The organism is Marinobacterium jannaschii DSM 6295 (assembly GCF_000620085.1).
Lineage (GTDB): Bacteria > Pseudomonadota > Gammaproteobacteria > Pseudomonadales > Balneatricaceae > Pontibacterium > Pontibacterium jannaschii.
Genome location: NZ_JHVJ01000003.1, coordinates 130,653 through 149,183, shown reverse-complemented (window position 1 = coordinate 149,183; position 18,531 = coordinate 130,653). Strand labels below are relative to the sequence as shown.

The 18,531-nt window shown below is 57.4% G+C and carries 15 protein-coding genes; 8 read left to right on the top strand and 7 right to left on the bottom strand.

The window, feature by feature from the left end; translation table 11 throughout:
• Nucleotides 1-36 precede the first annotated feature (36 nt).
• The gene (locus Q354_RS0100655) at nucleotides 37-942 is read left to right on the top strand and encodes a LysR family transcriptional regulator (protein WP_027855920.1); all 906 of its coding nucleotides are present in this window, start codon (nucleotides 37-39) and stop codon (nucleotides 940-942) included.
• Nucleotides 943-1,043: 101 nt separating this feature from the next.
• Here Q354_RS0100655 and Q354_RS28110 read toward each other — a convergent pair whose 3' ends face one another.
• The 7 genes from Q354_RS28110 to Q354_RS0100615 form a co-directional block, all read right to left on the bottom strand.
• Nucleotides 1,044-1,184 carry a hypothetical protein gene (locus Q354_RS28110; RefSeq protein WP_156948106.1) on the bottom strand — a complete coding sequence of 47 codons (141 nt, stop codon included), beginning with the start codon at nucleotides 1,182-1,184 and terminating at the stop codon, nucleotides 1,044-1,046.
• A 415-nt stretch (nucleotides 1,185-1,599) separates the two neighbouring features.
• Entirely contained in the window at nucleotides 1,600-2,961 is a 1,362-nt protein-coding gene (locus Q354_RS0100645; RefSeq protein ID WP_051559777.1) for a hypothetical protein, read from the bottom strand.
• 79 nt (nucleotides 2,962-3,040) lie between these two features.
• The gene (locus tag Q354_RS24120) at nucleotides 3,041-3,793 is read right to left on the bottom strand and encodes an RNA polymerase sigma factor (RefSeq protein ID WP_051559776.1); all 753 of its coding nucleotides are present in this window, start codon (nucleotides 3,791-3,793) and stop codon (nucleotides 3,041-3,043) included.
• 119 nt (nucleotides 3,794-3,912) lie between these two features.
• Nucleotides 3,913-6,552 carry an EAL domain-containing protein gene (locus Q354_RS24115; protein ID WP_051559775.1) on the bottom strand — a complete coding sequence of 880 codons (2,640 nt, stop codon included), beginning with the start codon at nucleotides 6,550-6,552 and terminating at the stop codon, nucleotides 3,913-3,915.
• A 562-nt stretch (nucleotides 6,553-7,114) separates the two neighbouring features.
• Nucleotides 7,115-8,557, bottom strand: coding sequence for a dihydropyrimidinase (gene hydA / locus Q354_RS0100625; protein WP_027855917.1), 1,443 nt, complete (start codon nucleotides 8,555-8,557; stop codon nucleotides 7,115-7,117).
• A 98-nt stretch (nucleotides 8,558-8,655) separates the two neighbouring features.
• Nucleotides 8,656-10,146: an NCS1 family nucleobase:cation symporter-1 gene (locus Q354_RS24110; RefSeq protein WP_036228138.1), complete on the bottom strand. Its 1,491-nt coding sequence runs from the start codon at nucleotides 10,144-10,146 to the stop codon at nucleotides 8,656-8,658.
• An 86-nt stretch (nucleotides 10,147-10,232) separates the two neighbouring features.
• The gene (locus tag Q354_RS0100615) at nucleotides 10,233-11,468 is read right to left on the bottom strand and encodes a Zn-dependent hydrolase (RefSeq protein WP_027855916.1); all 1,236 of its coding nucleotides are present in this window, start codon (nucleotides 11,466-11,468) and stop codon (nucleotides 10,233-10,235) included.
• 450 nt (nucleotides 11,469-11,918) lie between these two features.
• Between Q354_RS0100615 and Q354_RS0100610 the strand changes: the two genes are divergently transcribed.
• The 7 genes from Q354_RS0100610 to npdG all read left to right on the top strand — a co-directional run bounded on the left by Q354_RS0100610 (nucleotide 11,919) and on the right by npdG (nucleotide 18,506).
• Nucleotides 11,919-12,554, top strand: a complete 636-nt coding sequence (locus Q354_RS0100610) for a TetR family transcriptional regulator C-terminal domain-containing protein (protein WP_027855915.1) — start codon at nucleotides 11,919-11,921, stop codon at nucleotides 12,552-12,554.
• Nucleotides 12,555-12,987: 433 nt separating this feature from the next.
• A complete protein-coding gene (cofG, locus tag Q354_RS0100605; RefSeq protein WP_245600959.1) occupies nucleotides 12,988-14,130 on the top strand; it encodes a 7,8-didemethyl-8-hydroxy-5-deazariboflavin synthase CofG in 1,143 nt (380 codons plus the stop codon).
• Between the two features lie 13 nt (nucleotides 14,131-14,143).
• Nucleotides 14,144-15,391, top strand: a complete 1,248-nt coding sequence (gene cofH, locus Q354_RS24105) for a 5-amino-6-(D-ribitylamino)uracil--L-tyrosine 4-hydroxyphenyl transferase CofH (protein ID WP_084332416.1) — start codon at nucleotides 14,144-14,146, stop codon at nucleotides 15,389-15,391.
• A complete protein-coding gene (gene cofD / locus Q354_RS0100595; protein WP_027855913.1) occupies nucleotides 15,388-16,353 on the top strand; it encodes a 2-phospho-L-lactate transferase in 966 nt (321 codons plus the stop codon). Before cofH ends, cofD begins: the two co-directional genes overlap by 4 nt.
• Nucleotides 16,350-17,051, top strand: coding sequence for a 2-phospho-L-lactate guanylyltransferase (gene cofC / locus Q354_RS0100590; RefSeq protein ID WP_051559774.1), 702 nt, complete (start codon nucleotides 16,350-16,352; stop codon nucleotides 17,049-17,051). The genes cofD and cofC overlap by 4 nt, the downstream gene beginning before the upstream one ends.
• Nucleotides 17,044-17,841: a coenzyme F420-0:L-glutamate ligase gene (cofE, locus tag Q354_RS0100585; protein WP_245600958.1), complete on the top strand. Its 798-nt coding sequence runs from the start codon at nucleotides 17,044-17,046 to the stop codon at nucleotides 17,839-17,841. Before cofC ends, cofE begins: the two co-directional genes overlap by 8 nt.
• The gene (gene npdG, locus Q354_RS0100580; RefSeq protein ID WP_027855910.1) at nucleotides 17,838-18,506 is read left to right on the top strand and encodes an NADPH-dependent F420 reductase; all 669 of its coding nucleotides are present in this window, start codon (nucleotides 17,838-17,840) and stop codon (nucleotides 18,504-18,506) included. Before cofE ends, npdG begins: the two co-directional genes overlap by 4 nt.
• Nucleotides 18,507-18,531: the final 25 nt, after the last annotated feature.

The window sequence follows — 18,531 nt, the reverse complement described above, 5'->3', positions numbered from 1 at the left end:
GAATAATGCACCAGATTAATAATATAAGGCGAGGCGATGAACCCGCTACGTAACTTCGATCTTAATCTCTTGGTTATTTTTGACGCATTAATGGCAGAACGCCATGTCAGCCGCGCCGCCGAGCGGGTGTTCCTCAGCCAGTCCGCCATGAGTCATGCCCTCAACCGACTGCGCCAGCAGTTTGATGACCCGCTGTTGGTGCGCAGCGGCAATGGCCTGCAGCCAACAGCCCGGGCACTGGCGATCCTGCCAGAGGTACGACAGGCACTGCAGTTGGTAAACCAGACCCTGACCCCGCCCGGCGAGTTTGATCCGGCCTGCAGCAGCCGACGCTTCACCATTGCCTGTACCGACTTCTTCGAAGCGGTGATCTTCCCTGATCTGGTAGCCCGGATGCAGAAATCGGCACCGAACATGCAGCTTGAGGTCGATATCATCTCGCCGGAAACCTTTGGTCAGGAACTGGAATCCGGCAAGGTCGATCTGGTCGTTGGCATCGATTGCAGCTACCCCCTGCCCGGCCACCTGCTCAGTGAAGCCTGGCTAAGCCAGCCCTACAGCTGTCTGGCAGCAAAGGATAATAAGCAGATAGGCGAGCGGCTGAATCTAAACCAGTACCTGCAGCAACCGCATGTAGTGTTTTCCGACCTCAGCGGTGCCAGCAGTAACCCAATTGACAGTTGGCTCAGCGAGCAGCAACAGCAGCGACGCGCCATCGCCCGCACCATCAACTACATGGCCGCTGCCCGCATCGCCGCCGCTACCGATGCGATCATCACCCTGCCGCAAGCGATGGCAGAACTGTTCTGCCAGATGCTGCCCTTGAGGATGATCGCAGCGCCAGAGGAATTGCCGGTGGCGGAAATGCAGCTGGTCACACACCCGCTATTTAGCAACGACCCGGCGCTGTGCTGGCTGACAGGGCAGATAAAGAGCGCATAAAAAAGGGAGTCTTATCTCACGAATGAAATAAGGCTCCCTTTTAAGACTCAGGTATCCAGGCAATAATGTTGGTTCGGATTCAGAACTGACCGCATTCGCAGTCAGTCATCATCCAATACAGTTTCATCCAGCATTATCTTTATGGTTAACCTCTGAGCTTCTTCTCTTTCAGCCTCGCTAAATTGAAATTCCGTTTCTTCAGTTACCAGCTGGTCTTCATTTTTATTTTTATCACTGCTCATCTTTCTCACCTTCCATGTATCTGAGGTTGCCTCAGAAGAGTCAGTTAAGAAGACACCGCCCGATACCAGGAGGTATGGGCGGCAATTTCTCGAAACAACATTGTCAACAATCAACCATTCGAGAGCGAAAGATTCTAATGAACCCACTCACTAATATATCTACAACAAAGGTATAAATTTCACCCGATTCGTAGCAATAAACCTAATACTTGCAGCTAAATCGCACAAAAAACAAACAACTCGACTAAGTATCATCTACAGTCAACGAGCTAGAATCGAGTAGCATTCTCAATAGCGACATATAATTGTCGACAAACGATATTGATAATTTGCATCAACAGGTAGCATCGATCAGCTGACAGGCCTCGCTCCCTTGAAAGCGATATAGCACTCTCACAGGAGCAGGCCATCACCTTCAGAGCGATTTCAGGTATTCGACGATATAGTATTTTTCCCGGTCATTGAGGTTGAGTGAGAAGTGGTTGTTATAGTGATCAACCACGTCGATCAGTTTCGCGAAGCGGCCATCGTGGTAGAAGCCACCCTTGGTATGGGTCCAGAGGCCTTTCAGGGGTGTGGTACGGTACTTCTCGGTGGGTGAACGCATCGCCTGGAAATTATCTATACCGATCTCTTCCGGGGTATGCAGGTTATAGCCAGGCTCAGTAAACAGCGGTGGCACATGACAGGTGGAGCATTCCGCGCGGCCATTAAACAGTTTCTGTCCGCGTCGCGCGGCCCAGCGGTTGTAGCTCCAGCGCGATGGCCGTGGCGCTTCCAGCGACAGCTGGTAGTGGTGCAGAGCCGGGAGCTTTTTAGTGATCAGGTCGGGATCGTTACGAACGTCGAAGAAGCCGTTGGCAGCGGCGATGGGGAATTTCACCGCATCATCCAGTCGCGGATCGAAGAAGGTGCCTAAGCCACCCATCTCCAGGTTGGCAACGAAGGCGTTCCAGTAGCTGACGGTGCCCCAGCCGGTATAGGTTGCGAGGTTGACCCCCGCCAGTCCGAAGGCAGGTGGAATCAGTACGGCACCGGTTTTTCCATCCGGCCGCAGGCCCTTGCCATCAAGATTGAGGTGGGCATCGAATTTACCCGGCCCCCAGGACGCCAGTACAGTTTCTACGGTAGCGACATCAACCCCCAGCAGGTCGGCGATCGCCTGCAGGTTGGGCGACAGGCCGATAATAGTACCGACATTCAGGTCACGGTTGGCCCAGCCATCCAGCCGGTAGCCAATACCTTCAGTGAGGGCGTCATCTACCTCACTGTGACAGAGCGCGCAGGTAATACCGACCCGGGTGATCTGTTCCCCTTCCACCTTGGCCCGGATTCCCACCACAGCATCCAGCTCAAGCAATAAACGGGTGACAGCAGGATCACTCAGATCCACCTCTCCCGCCTTCAGTGCATCGATAACCTCCTGCGGGAGTTTTTTAATATCCACCTTCAGGCCGACTGCCAGAGCGGTTTCAGGACTGACACTGTTCAGCGGTTCATGCAGCATCAGGGCATCACTGAAGAAAGCTTCACTGCCAAAGGTATCGTAACGGAAGATCGACTTGCCCTCTTTCAGGCTGATGCGGTCATTGTGGCTGTCATGGTGTCCATGATGATCGTGGTGGTGGTTGTGGTGCTCATCGGAGTCAGCCGATGCGTAGCCCACGGTCAGTGCCACGGCCAGTGCCACCGGTAGCACGGTCAAGTAACTCGGTATCAGGTAATCCCGGATACAACGCGATAGCGACTTACGTCCGGGTTCAGGATGAAGTTTCACGGTTCGTTCCTCTGTTAAAGAGATCCCCCTAACAGAGTCACGACGTCCGGTTCGGTTACAGTTTTTAGCTGAAAAGAAGTCAACGCTTTCCGACAAAGAGTGAGTTTTTTAACGCACTAAACCAGTTCAGCAGCCGGTCGAGTGGGCTGTCGGAGGTACCGACCTCAATCACCGGCATTACGGCCATCACCAGGCCATCGCACTGCGCGCCGCCAAAGCCAAGAAATTCATCCAGCACCACACGGGCATCAAGTTGGATAAACTGGCGCAGTTTACTGTGCGCACGAAACAGCCGGATTTTGACATTCTCTTCGGTCAGGTCGAGGCACTCAGCGGTTTCTGCCGTATCCAGTCCCTCCACATCACGCAGAATCAGTACCATGCGGTATTCGGTCGGCAGTTCACTGACAACCTTGATCAGCAACGCGCGCAGCTCCAGATGATGGGTGTTATTAGCCGGCTCATTGCCGAGCATGGAGTTAAAGATCGGCTCGGCGGCATCGAGGCTGTCGATATCACCCGGTATCCAGCGCCGCAGCCGCCGGGCACGGGTCTTGGCTTCGTAGACAGCGATCTTGGTCAGCCAGGTAGAGAAGCGGGCCCGGCCTTCAAACTGGCCCAGATGCTCGTAAGCGCGGACATAGGCGTCCTGTACCACATCGATCGCTTCATCCTGATCATCCAGCACCGACATGGCCACCCGGAACAGGCGCTGGTTATAGCGCCGCATGATCACTTCAAACAGATAGGTGTCTCCCTGAAGGATCTGCTCTACCACTGCAGAATCTGGCACACCTCCCTGTATCGCCTCCTGAACGCTCATGCTGCCCATGGTGCAATACCCGCTTGTCTGTTGTCCTGGTCTCAGAATGCGGCTTGCCCGCATACAACAAATGTCGTCCTTTCAGGATAGACCTGTTTCAGGCCCTTCGGCCTGACAGGCTGGCTCTCTCAGCCAACCTGTTCGGCCGGTTGTCCGGCTGTATTGTGTTGCAGTTTTTCCTTCATTTCAGCGGCAGACAGCGGTGGGCTGAAGTAGTAACCCTGCAGCAGGTCACAGCCCAGATTACATAGGATCTCCTGCTGTTTAGCCGTCTCCACGCCTTCTGCCACCACTTTCATCTGCAACTGCTGACCCATACGGATAATTGCTTCAACAATTGGCTTTTCCCGCTCGGCACTGACACTGTCCAGTGGCACGATAAAACTACGGTCTATCTTCAGGGTGTCGATGGGCAGCCGACGCAGGTAACTGAGGGAGGAGTAGCCGGTACCAAAATCATCCAGTGCTATCTTAACGCCCAGTGCCCGGATCTCAGCGATCTTCAGGATAGTGTCCTCGATATCTTCCACGACCACACTTTCGGTAATCTCCAGCTCCAGCAGATTGGCTGGCAGGCCGGTTTGCTTCAGGGTTTCCGCCACTTTGCCCACCAGCCCTTTATCCAGGAACTGGCGTGGCGATATATTGACGGCCATCTGCAATGGCTGTGACCGGCCCTGGTTCAGTTGCAGACAGAATTCCGCGGCGGTCTGCATCACCCAGGCTCCCATCGGTACAATCAGTCCGATATCCTCGGCCACCTGGATAAAATCCAGAGGTGCGACCATTCCCCGCTCCGGGTGCTGCCAGCGTACCAGCGCCTCCATTCCTGTCATCTTTCCGGTGGAGGTACATATCTTGGGCTGGTAGTGCAGTTCCAGCTGGTCCTTAGCCAGGGCATCACGCAGTTCGATCTCCAGTGCCAGCCGGTCATGGGCCTGCCGGTTCATATCCTCGATAAAGAACACAAACTGGTTACGCCCCGAATCTTTGGCCCGATACATTGCCGTATCTGCACGCCGTGTCAGCTCATCGTAATCGAGACCATCTTCCGGGTAGATCGCGATTCCGATACTGGAATCGACCGTCACCTGTTTGTTGCACAGGCTAAGTGGCAACTGGATAGCGCGTTGCAGTCGCTCGACGATTTCGCCGATATACTTAATATCATTCAGATCGCTGAGCGCGACAATAAATTCATCGCCCCCCAGCCTGGCGACGGTGTAGCTACTCTCCTGCCGCCGGGAAACCGTATCACTCTGGCGCAGGTTCTCTTCCAGACGGCGTGCAATGGTTACCAACAGCTCGTCGCCGGCAGCATGCCCCAGGGAGTCATTGATATGCTTAAAACGGTCCAGATCGATAAACAGCAATGCCAGCTTGTTGCCTGAGCGTCTTGCGCGGATCAGTTGCTGTTCTACTCGCTCTTTACACAACACGCGATTGGGTAATCCGGTCAGCGGATCATAGTGGGCCAGCCGGCGCAGCTGTTCCTCCTTACTTTTCAACTCACTGATATCAGTAAAGACACCCACGTGATGGGTCACCTCACCTTCATCGTCAACGACGACATTAATCGCCAGCCACTTCGGATAGACCTCTCCACTCTTGCGCCGATCCCAGATCTCACCCATCCAGTGACCGTCGTTTTTCAGACAACGCCACATCTCCCGATAAAAGTCATCGTCATGAATGCCCGATCGGGCTACGGAGGGATTACGACCAATCACCTCATCGCGACTGTAGCCGGTAATGGAGCAGTAGGCTTCGTTCACGTCGACGATACGATTACAGGTATTGGTAATCACCACCGCTTCACTGGTCGAACGCATCACTTCCGCCGCCAGCTTCAGCCGTTGCTGGGCCTGCTTGTGCAGGTTAACCTCTGCGGTCAGCTCTTCTGTGCGCTGATTAACCCGCGATTCCAGCTCCTGTTTCGACTCTTCGAGGGCTTGCATGGTGCTGCTGAGACGGTACCGTGTCTCTTTAAAGAAGTGCAGTGCAGCCGACATCTGCTGCAACTCTTTCTGCTGGAAACGTTCCGGGATAGCGACATCCAGCTTACCGTCCCCTAACTGCAGCAAGACCTGCCTGATGACTTCCAGATCCCGGGTCAGCCGATTGGCCCTGAACATGGCCACCATCAACACGGCAGTCAGTGCCAGTGCAGAGATCGCAGTCAGCCAAAAGGACAACGCATCGGCCAGGTCCAGCTCCTCGTGGTATTCCTGCTCCACTTCAAGTCCGACTTCGACAATCAGCTGGGAGATCTCCGTCTGGAAAGTCAGGTAGGCGGCGGCCGCTTCTCTGAGGTAGGGCTCCACCGCTTCTGGCTTCAGCGTCATATTTTCAACCGCATCGACCAGACGGGTTAGATAAACCGTGAGATTCGGCACCAGCCGGCGCGAATCAATCGCATTGCCCTCTTCCTCCTCACCGTCAATAACCGAGCCGCTACCAGAGGTTTCGATCGATTCGATCACTTTCCCGATATTGTCGAGATGAATTTTTGCCTGGTCATAACGGGCACCGGCTGAGCCTTTTCCTTCCCGGATGATGCGAAGTGTCGCGGCATGAGCACGGGTAATCTGTAACGAATAGTCCGATAACTGCTCCAGAAACACGACATCATCTTCGACAAAGTGCTGAGAAATACCCCGATAGTTCGTCACGATATAGGTACTTACCGACCAGATCAGGGCGGTAACAACAAGTACTGCGATCATCAGCTGGATAAAATAGCTGCGGATACTACCCCTGAACTTCATAGCACATCCCTATTTATAAGCTGGCCCCCCCTGCGCCGAAATATAGCGATCAGGATATAGTCGACACTCTCCGGCTCAGACCGCTGGCCTGCTGTATCTTTCAGACCTGTTGTATCTTTCATAGAGGAAGCGGGGATCAGGGAGATGAGGCTCGCGCCCGGATCAGATTGTGTAGACCGCCACGGCGGCGCTGCTGAGTGGGTCAGCATCGCGGCACCAGCCGCTACAGCGAAGCTAAACGGGAAAATCAGAAGAAAGATGACGCAATCAGACTGCCTTATCATAAGCCTCCATCCTGTGGCCTGGTCCCTTAACACCCCCGATGCGGAAGCAGTATATAACCTGCCCCGGCCCTCCCTTTCAAATATCCTGCCATTGGCGGCCGCTAGCCAGCCGCTTCAGGTCTGAGATGGGCGGATTACACCGGCTCGAAAAGTCCGGGGGAATGTCCGATAAAGCATAGCAGTATAATTCGGGCTTTTTTTGCGCCAACGCTCTGGCATTACCCATAAAACGAATCAGCCGCCCGGAAGCAGGCGGCTGAACAGAGACAGCTGTGGGGCTAGCCGCGCTTAACGGCGGCAGGCGCTGCCAGTTCATTACGCTTTTTAAGCGCATCGTAGTAGCTGGCGTAGGCGGGACGGTTGAAGTACTGGCCGTCACCGGCTTTGGCTTTCAGCTCGCCCTCCTGCCAGGCGACTTTACCGTTGGCGACCGTGGTGGTCGGAATACCGGTCACCTGCATTCCTTCAAAGATATTGAAGTCGATATTGGACATATGGGTATCGGCGGAAAGGGTCTTGGTACCCGCCGGGTCCCATACCACCAGGTCGGCATCAGAACCCACCGCGATCGCGCCCTTCTGCGGGAACACATTAAAGATCTTGGCGGTGTTAGTAGAGGTGATGGCGACAAATTCGTTTGGCGTCAGCTTGCCGCTATTGACCCCTTTCTGCCACAGTACGCTGAGACGCTCTTCGACACCGGCAGTACCATTAGGAATCTTGGTAAAGTCATCCTTACCGGCCGCTTTCTGCTCGGAACAGAAGGCACAGTGGTCGGTAGCGGTAGTGTGCAGGGTACCGGCCTGCAGCCCTTTCCAGAGTGCATCCTGATGGCCTTTAGGGCGGAACGGCGGGCTCATCACATGGGCTGCGGCGCGGCCCCAGTCTGAGTCCTGATAGACACTGTCATCCAGCACCAGATGGCCTGCCAGACACTCGCCAAACACATGCTGGCCGTTATTCTGGGCGTAGCGGATCGCATCCACCGATTCTTCAGCCGAGACATGCACCAGATAGATCGGTGCACCCAGGGTGTTGGCGATGCTGATGGCACGGTTCGATGCCTCACCTTCCACCACCGGCGGGCGTGACTGTGGATGCCCCTCAGGCCCGGTAATCCCCTTGGCCAGGATCTGCTGCTGCAGGTGATAGACCAGCTCGCCATTCTCGGCATGCACTGTCGGGATCGCCCCCAGTTCCAGACAGCGGGAGAAACTCTCCACCAGGATATCGTCGGTGGCCATAATGGCGTTCTTATAGGCCATAAAGTGCTTGAAGCTGTTGACGCCGTATTTGCTGACCAGCTCACCCATCTCCTCACGCACGCTGTCATCCCACCAGGTGATCGCGACATGGAAACTGTAATCGGCTACCGATTTTTCGGCCCAGCCGCGCCACTGGTGGTAAGCCTCCAGCAACGACTGCTGCGGCGCAGGAATCACAAAGTCGATAATCGAGGTGGTGCCACCGGCCAGACCGGCCGCGGTGCCGGATTCAAAGTCATCCTTGGCGACCGTGCCCATAAACGGCAGCTGCATATGGGTGTGGGGGTCGATACCGCCCGGCATTAGCAGCTGGCCGCCGGCGTCGACCACTTCGGCATCAGCCGGGACATCCAGGTTTTCGCCAATGGCGGCAATCTTGCCATCGACACAGTAAACATCGGCACGGAAACTCTGTTCATGGGTGACCACGGTGCCACCACGGATCAATAGGGACATAGGACTCTCCTTCTCTCTGCCTGAAGCGCAGACATAAAGTGCCCGCCGGCTGCTGCACAGAGCAGCCGGGTGGCGGGATATTGAAATGATTAAGGTTGTTATCGTGTGGCGAGGCCAGCTTCATCAGCACTGGCCACGGACTCCCCCGGCGCAGCGATCAGGTAATAGAGCAGCGCCCCGGAGATAGCACCGGTAAACCAGCCGTAGTTATAGAACCAGCCCAGTACATCGAAGGTCAGCGATATCACCGTCAGCCCTACCGGTACCAGGAAGGCGATAAAGCCCGCCTTATTAAAGCCGGCGTACTGGCTATTTTCGGCATAGAGCGCCACCAGATCCAGCTTCTGACGTTTGATCAGGAAGTAGTCGACAATCATGATGCCGGCGATCGGCCCCAGCAGGCTGGAATATCCCAGCAACCAGTTGGAGTACATGCTCTCGACACTGACATCGGAGACCACCCAGCCCATCTTCTTCAGCAGCTCCCAGCCCATCAGCAGGATGCCCACTAATCCGGTGAGCAGTACGCCACGGGTGTTGTTGATGTACTTCGGTGCGATGTTCTGGAAGTCGTTGGTCGGGGAGACCACGTTAGCAGCGGTGTTGGTGGACAGGGTGGCGATGATGATCAGGATCATCGAGGTAATCACCCAGAACGGGCTGTCGATCTTACCGATCAGGCTGATCGGATCGGATACAGTTTCGCCCACCAGCGTTGCAGAGGCGGCTGTCAGCACCACACCCAGGGCGGCGAAGAAGAACATCGTCAGCGGCAGGCCGATAATCTGCCCGATCACCTGATCCTTCTGGGAGCGGGCAAAGCGGCTGAAATCCGGGATATTCAGCGACAGGGTGGCCCAGAAGCCGACCATTGCGGTCAGGCCGGCGAAGAAGTAGCCGAAGAAACCGGCATCTTCGGGACGATTAGCCGGGACACTCAGCTCCTCGGTCAGCGATACCTTGCCACCGGCCCAGACCATCAGGCCCACACCCACCGCCAACAACAGCGGCGCAGCGACGGTTTCCAGCCACTTGATCGATTCAGATCCGCGAATCACGATAAAGATATTCAGCGCCCAGAAGATAAAGAAGCCAATCACCTCACCCACCGAGCCCAGACTGGCCCAGCTATCGGACAGTGCCGAGAACAGCAGGTGGATCGCCAGGCCACCAAACATGGTCTGGATACCAAACCAGCCGCAGGCTACCAGGCCACGGATCAGGCAGGGAATATTAGAGCCGGTAACACCGAACGACGAGCGCAGCAGCACCGGAAACGGCACGCCGTACTTAGTGCCGGGAAAGGCGTTCAGGGTCAGTGGCAGCAACACCACTACGTTTGCCAGCAGGATAGTGATCAGCGCTTCCACTACCGACAGGCCAAAGTACGCGGTCAGTACGCCCCCCAGGGTATAGGTCGGTACACAGATCGCCATCCCCACCCAGAGGGCAGCAATATTGGTCTTGTTCCAGGTGCGGTCGGCCACTTTGGTCGGCGCCAGGTCCTCGTTGTAATAGGCACTGTCCGCCAGGTCGGCGCCAGCGTCGAGTTCGTAAAACTCACCTACTTTTACTGATTTACTAGACATGCGATCCCTCAAAGATATTTGTTTTTGTTGTAGCAAGGAAATTGCAGGGGGCCTTTCAGCACACCGCCCTGCTCGCGTTTTCCGTATCAGCCGCGGGCGATACGGGCACTGGCCTCCAACATGGTATGCAGCAGTACATTGGCACCGGCTTCACACTGTTCGGGCGTGGTGTTCTCGATTTCGTTATGGCTGATGCCATTTTCACAGGGGGTAAAGATCATCCCGCTGGGTACCAGATCCGCCATATAACAGGCGTCATGACCGGCACCGGCGTAGATATCCATATGGGAATAACCCAGTTTCTCGGTGGCGGCCTTCACATCGTCAGAGGCGTTAAACTCCACCGGCGCAAAGTACCAGAAGTGGTCGACCTCGATCTCCAGCCCGCGCTCGCCTGCCAATTTATCGCAGAAGCCGGTCAGCTGGTTGTGCATCTCTTCCAGCACCTGCGGATTGGGGTTACGCAGATCGGCGCTGAAGGTGATCTCACCGGGAATAGTGTTACGGGAATTCGGATAGACCTGCATAAAGCCAACTGTACCCAGGCCGTTCTCGAAGCGATGGGCGATCTCTTCGATCTCGGTCACCACTTTGGCGCTGGCCACCATGCTATCTTTGCGCAGGTGCATCGGCGTGGTGCCGGAGTGGGACTCCTGCCCGCGAACCGTGATGTTATACCAGCGGATTCCCTGACCCAGGCGGACAATACCGATGGTCTTGTCCTCATCCTCAAGGATCGGCCCCTGCTCGATATGGGTCTCAAAGAAGGCGCCGAGATTGCGGCTGCCGGGTTCCTCGTCACCAAGATAGCCGATCCGCTCCAGCTCGTCCTTGAGGCGGATGCCATTAACGTCGGTCTTGTTCCACTCGGTTTCCAGGTCGAAACGGCCAACATAGACGCCGGACCCCTGCATCGCAGGCTGGAAGCGCGAGCCTTCCTCATTGGTCCAGACAGAAAATTCCAGTGCGGTTTCGGTTTCGATATTGTTTTCGTGCAGGGTACGCAGCACTTCGACGCCGGCCAGTACGCCGAAGACACCATCGAACTTACCACCGGTGGGCTGGGTATCCAGGTGGCTACCGGTGCCAACGGCCGGCAGATCGTTATTCTTTCCGGGACGACGGGCAAAGATATTACCCATCTTATCAACGCTGACCGTGCAGCCAGCGGTTTCACACCAGGCGACAAAAAGGTCTCGCGCCTTCTTATCGTTATCGGTCAGTGCCAGGCGGTTACAGCCGCCCTTTTCGGTTGCGCCAAACTGAGCCATTTCCATCAGGCTCTGCCAAAGTCGCTCACCATTTACATTCAGATCCAACATGACTTCTCCTCACTCTTTTGAGATTCCGTCGGTACCTTCCCTATGCGCCTCCTCTGTCGGGAGATCTATGCATCGGTCCGGCCCTTGAAAACATCGGGGGAAGACACGGCTTACTTATGGCCAATCTTATTTTTGTTATCAGGCTGCAGCAGCGGAACTTAGCGGCAACTAACCAACTGCCTGCAACGCCAGCCGGTAAGATTCTTATCAGAAGAAACTTTACCAGCTGGTAAAACTTGCAACTCAGTAAAGCCAGTTTTTACCATTAAGTCAAACCTTGAATTGATTATTTTTTACCCGTTCTCAGATAGCCGCACGCTAGACTAAACTCTGCCGGTAGCCTGTGGTAGAGTCGCGCCCGGCAACGCAGGTCAGGCCTGCCAGCGACAATAAAACTGTCGCGACAGCAGTCACTGCACCACTCTTTGGCATGATCGAAAACGGAAGCGCATGACAGAAAAAACCACCCGCAAACCATCGGCGGCAAGAATCCAGCAGGAAGCCCGTATCCTGCGAGCGGCGGAAGAAGTATTCGCCCAGAAGGGATTCAGTGGCACATCTATGGATTCGGTTGCAGAGGCAGCCGGTATCTCCAAGCAGAACATGATTTACTACTTCTCCTCCAAGGAGAATCTCTACCGCCGGGTGCTGCAGAATATCCTCGACCTCTGGCTGGAAAAGATGAGCTTTATCGAGGACAGCAGCGCGGAACCTGCGGAGATGATCAGCGCCTATATCCGCGGCAAGCTGGAGCTGTCGCGCGACTACCCCTTCGCATCCCGCGTCTTTGCCCATGAGGTAATCAACGGTGCGCCGATACTCAAGGAATACCTGATCAGCCACCTGCAACCGCAGTTCGAGCGTGACACGGCACTGGTGCGACGCTGGATCGAGGCCGGCAAGATCGACCCGATCGATCCGGAACACCTGTTCTTCGTGATCTGGGCCGGTACCCAGACTTACGCCGACTTCGCCCCCCAGATCCAGCTGCTGCTGAATAAACCGGCGCTGGAGCAATCCGACTTTGACGCCGCCGCCAGCTTCCTGACCCAGATTGTACTGCGCGGTATCGGTGCCGAGCACTGATCAGATCGCTTATCCCGGTCGACTCTACCGCCAGAGCTGACTAAAAAGTCAGATTTTCAGAAAGCGTCCGAAATTTTTTTTGGGCGCTTTTTCAGTTCTGAATCGTCCCCGCACATCCCGACCCGAACATAACCAATCACGACACCCCAAGCGGGCCTTTTCCGGTCTCAGGCGTACAGCCTATACCCGCATGATATCTGGGGTTGATCGCATAATCGCCGGTCGGTTTACAGCCAGTTGCAAAGCGACATATTTGCGACAGCGCCTGCGCGTTGCCGCGCTCAGTCACGCCTTCTGATCCCGTCTGCCCGATGCTGTACCGTCAAAGATTTTTATTTACCAAACGGTAAAACTCGTGCTAATCCTAATTAGACCAAATGGTAAAACTTTTATCTGAGCCACTCCAAACAACAATAAATCGGGAGCCAGCACAGTGACCAGAAGCGCCGCAATAACCAGACAGGAAGCGATCAGCTTCGGCAATACACAGGGACCTGACCTGCAGGCACTGTGCGATGCCGCCGCTCAGCTACGGGACCGCCACTGGGGAGAGATCATCACCTACTCCCGCAAGGTATTTATCCCCCTCACCAATATGTGCCGTGACGACTGCGGCTACTGCACCTTCGTCAAGACACCCGAATCGGGCGAAGCGGAGCTGCTGACCCCGGTACAGGTGATGACCACCCTGTTGCAGGGCCAGCAGAGCGGTTGCAAGGAAGCGCTGTTCAGCCTCGGCGAGAAGCCCGAGCAGCGCTACCAGCTGGCGCGGGACCTGCTGGCGGCACAGGGCCATAACAGCATGGTGGGCTATCTTGAGCAGGTCTGTCAGATGACCCTGGAACAGACCAGCCTGCTACCCCACGTTAACGCCGGCACCCTGAGCAAAGATGAGCTGCGCCGCCTCAAGCCGGTGGCCGCCAGCATGGGGATGATGCTGGAGAACACCAGCCGCCGTCTGCTGCAGAAGGGCCTCCCCCACTACGCCTGTCCGGACAAAGTGCCAGTACAGCGCCTGCGCACCCTGGAACGCGCCGGACAACTGGATATCCCGTTCACCACCGGCATCCTGATCGGGATCGGTGAAACCTGGGAGGAGCGGATCGACAGCCTGCTGGCGATCAACGCCATCCACCAGCAGTACGGCCATATCCAGGAAGTGATCGTACAGAACTTCCGCGCCAAGCCCGGCACAGCAATGGCCGGGCAACCAGAGCCCACCCTGGACGATATGCGCCGCACCCTGGCCGTTGCGCGCCTGATCCTCGATCCATCGATCAGCCTGCAGGCGCCACCGAATCTGGAAGAACGCTACGGCAGCTATGTCTCTGCCGGTATCAACGACTGGGGCGGCATCTCACCCTTAACCCGCGACTTTATCAATCCGGAACGTGCCTGGCCGCAGATCGACAGCCTGCGTCAGGGTTGTGCCGGGCTGGGCTACGAGCTGCAGGAACGGCTCACCGTCTACCCAGCCTATCAACAGAACAGCGGACGCTACCTGGCGCAGGATATCGCCTCCCGTCTGCCGCAGATGGCCGCCGCCAACGGGCTGGCCGCCCAGCAGTGTCAGTAACAGGAGCCCCGCCATGAACAGCCTGACCCGTATCAACCACCCACTCGCCGCCCCCCAGCTGGAACAGCTGTTGGGCCAGATCGATCCAGATACCGCCGATATTCTGTGCCGGGCACTGGATGGCGAAGAGCTGAACCATCAGGACGCCATCACCCTGTTTGCCGCTCGCGGTGCCGAATACAGCGCCCTGTTACAGACCGCCGACCGGGTACGCCAGCAGCGTTGCGGCGACCACGGCAGCTTCGTCATCACCCGCAATATCAACTTTACCAATGTCTGCTATATGGGCTGCCGCTTCTGTAACTTCGCCAAAAAACGTGAAGACCAGGGCGCCGAGTTCCTCTCCTTCGAGGAGATCGCCGACCGTGCCGAAGAGGCCTGGAACCGCGGTGCCACCGAGGTCTGCGTCCAGGGCGGCCTGCACCCGGATATCGACAAGGACTACTATCGCAACCTGCTGATCGCCATTAAGCAGCGGGTGCCGGAGATCCATATCCACGCCTTCTCGCCGTTCGAGATCTGGTATGGCAGCAAGAAAGCCCGCATGACCCCGCAAGCCTTCCTGCGTGACCTGAAGGCAGCTGGCCTGGGTTCGATGCCGGGCACCGCCGCCGAAATCCTCGATACCGAGGTCCGTAAGCAGCTGACCAAGAACAAGCTCACCACCGAGGAGTGGGTGCGGATCGTCAAGGCCGCCCACAGTGTCGGCGTGCGCACCACCTCCACCATTATGTATGGCCATGTCGACCAGCCCCGTCACTGGGCCGAGCACCTGATCCTGTTGCGTGATATCCAGAAGGAAACCGGTGGCTTTACCGAGTTCGTACCATTGGGCTTTATCCACTACGAAACCGCGCTCTACAACGACAACCCGGACCAGGTGCGTCCCGGCCCGACCCGCGACGAGCACTTCAAAATGCATGCCGTCGCGCGGCTGGTGCTGCAGGGCCAGATCGATAATATCCAGGCCTCCTGGGTGAAGATGGGGCCGGATGTGGCTGCCCAGATGCTGCGCGCCGGGGCCAACGACCTGGGTGGCACCCTGATGAACGAGAGCATCTCCCGCGCCGCCGGTGGCCAGCACGGCCAGGAAGTGACGCCGCAGGATATGATCGAGCAGATCCACCGTGCCGGTTTCGAGGCCAGCCAGCGCAGCACCCTCTATGGCAGCCACCAGCGCTACCCGTTACCGGAAGCACATCCCGCGGCCCCGTTCTACACCCCGGCACAGCAGATCGTCGTGGCAGGAGGTGCCGCATGAGCCATGCCCACCCAAAGATCACCCTGCTGGCCGGTGGCGTCGGCGGCGCTAAGGCGGCAGAAGGGATCGCCGCCAGCCAGTACCGCTGGAACCTCAACATTATCGGCAATATCGCCGACGATCAGGAGTTTCACGGCCTCTGGGTGTCGCCGGATATCGATACCCTGACCTACTCACTGGCCGATCTGATCGACCGCGGTAACGGCTGGGGCCTGCGCGGCGACAGCAGCCGGGTACTCAACAGCCTGGAACGCCTCGGCAATGAATGCTGGATGCAGCTGGGGGATATGGATATTGCCACCCATATCTACCGCACCCAGCAACGCCGACTGGGCCGCCGTCCGAGCGAGATCGCCCGTGAGATCGCCGAGCGCCTGGGGGTCGATATCCCGATCACCCTGCCCACCGATGACCGGGTACAGACCCGCATCGAAACCCCGGACGGCTGGCTCAGCTTTCAGGAATATTTTGTCCGCCAGCGTTGCCAGCCGGAGGTGAAGTCGATCCGCTTTGACGGTGCCGAGCGAGCCAGCGCCACCCCGGAAGCACTGCAGGCAATCGCCGACAGCGACCTGATTATTTTTGCACCCAGCAATCCGCTGGTCAGCATCGCGCCGATTCTGGCGATTCCCGGCATCCGCGAGGCGCTGCAAAACAGCCCCGCCTACCGCATTGCCATCTCACCGCTGATCGGCGGCAAAACGGTTAAAGGCCCGGCCGACCGGATGCTCGCCAGCACCGGCCTGAGCAGCGACCTTAGCGGCATCGCCAGCTTCTATCAGGGCCTGATTGATGCGCTGGTGATCGACCGGCAGGACAGCCACTGGCAGGAAACACTGAGTCAGCAGGGGCTGGCTGTCACGGTGACCAACACCCTGATGAGCCGTCAGGAGGAAAAGAAACAGCTGTTGCAAGAGACCATCGAATTCGCCCTGCAAAGCCAGCTGAGGAGACCCGCATGAATCGCTTTAACCTGCGACACAGCTTCGCGACCGACAGCGCCAGCCGCATCAATATCGTGGTGCCGATGAAAGACCCGACCGCCGCCAAGCAACGCCTGCGTCCCGCCCTCAGCGACGAGGTACGCAGCGCCCTGGCACTGGAGATGTTCGAGAACACCCTGGCTTTTTTCAGCCGCCTGTTTGCCGACTACAACCTGCTGGTGGTGACCGATGCCCGCAGTATCCGCAATATCGCCGACCGCTACGGTTGCAGCGTATTGCTGGAACCGGAAGCCGATGGCCTCTGCAATGCCATCGACCGCGCCACTGCCTGGAGCCTGCGTCAGGGCTATCAGGCCCAGCTGGTAATCCCGGCGGATATCGCCCGGCTTAATGTCGACGAGGTCAGCCGGCTGATCAATAAACTGGGCGAAAACGACAGCCTGCATCAGGGCGTGGTGATCGCCGATGCCAAGGATGGCGGCACCAACGCCCTGCTCAGCTGCCCGCCGGACGCGATCCCGTTCTGCTATGGCGAAGACTCCGCCGCCGCCCACCAGCAGCAGGCGATCTCCCGCGGCCTGCCCTGCCAGCGTCTGCGCCTGAAAGACCTGAGCCAGGATATTGACCTGCCGGAAGATATGCGCCACCTCGACCGTAGCACCGGCCTCGATCACCACAAAGCCAGAACATCACGGGGAGGAGCCGCCCATGTCTGATCAAATGACCGATCGTATGGCTGATCGTATGGAAGTGATCGCCCTGCCCGGCCTGCCTGACTTTGCCCCCGGTGACGACGTCGCCGCTGAAATCAGCAAAGCCATGAACGCAGCCGGTATGCAGTTTGAGGACGGCGACATTCTGGTGGTGGCCCACAAGATTATCTCCAAAGCCGAGGGCGCCATTATCAATATGGCCGACGTGACTCCCTCCAATGAGGCTCTGGCACTGGCACAGGAGGTCAGCAAGGACCCACGCAAGATTGAGGTGATCCTGAGCCAGTCGCGCCGGGTGATCCGCGCCAGCAAAAGGCCCGATCAGGAAGAAGGCACCATTATTGCCGAACACCATCTGGGCTTTATCTGCGCCAACGCCGCCGTCGATGAATCCAATGCCGAAGAGGAAGGCCAGCTGATTACCCTGCCGGATAACCCCGATATCAGCGCCCGCCGCCTCTGTGAGCAACTGGAAAACGACAGCCGCTGCCAGCTCGGCGTGGTCATCAGCGATACCTTTGGCCGTCCCTGGCGTCTCGGGCTGGTCAATGTCGCCATCGGCCTGGCCAACGTACCCGCCAAGATCGATATGGCAGGCGACCACGATGCCTGGGGCCATGAGCTTAAGGTCACCGTACCCGCCTTCGCCGATGAACTGGCTGCTGCATCCGGACTGCTGATGAGTAAGAGCGGCAAATGTCCGGTGATTATTTTCCGCGGACTGGACTGGCAGCGCTGCCAGAGCCAGGCCGCCGACCTGCTTCGTCCCCACAAAGAGGATCTATTCAGATGACAGTCGCAATTATCGGGGGCACAGGCCCTCAGGGAAAAGGGCTTGCCCTGCGCTTCGCTCAGGCCGGTATTCCGGTGGTACTGGGTTCAAGGGATGCCGAGCGCGCTGCTGAAAGCGCCGCCGAGCTACAACAGCAGCTGGATAACGGTGCCGCCACTATCAGCGGCAGCGATAACCTCGGTGCCACAGCACAGGCCGACGAGCTGGTGATTCTGGCGGTGCCCTACAGCGCCCACGACGCCACCCTGGAGCAGCTGAAACCGGCCCTCACCGACAAAGTACTGGTGGACATCGTGGTACCGCTGGCACCGGGCAACCCGAAGGCCGTCGAGATGCCACCGGAAGGCTCAGCCACTGAAGCCGCCCAGGCACTACTGGGTGAAGAGATTCCGGTGGTCGGCGCGCTACACAACGTCTCCGCCACCACCCTGAATAACCTGGAGCAGCCGATCAACTGCGACATCCTGGTCTGCGGTAATCAGCTGGACGCCAAGAAGAAGGTGATCAGCCTGCTGCAGTCACTGGATGTGAAAGCCTACAACGCCGGTCTGGCCGAAAGCGCCCGCTGCATCGAGGCGATCACCCCGATCCTGATCCGGCTGAACATCTCCAAGGATGTGCCCTTTACCCACGCCGGTATCAGCATCCAGCCACCGCGTCACTGATAGCTAACGATTAATAGACAACCGT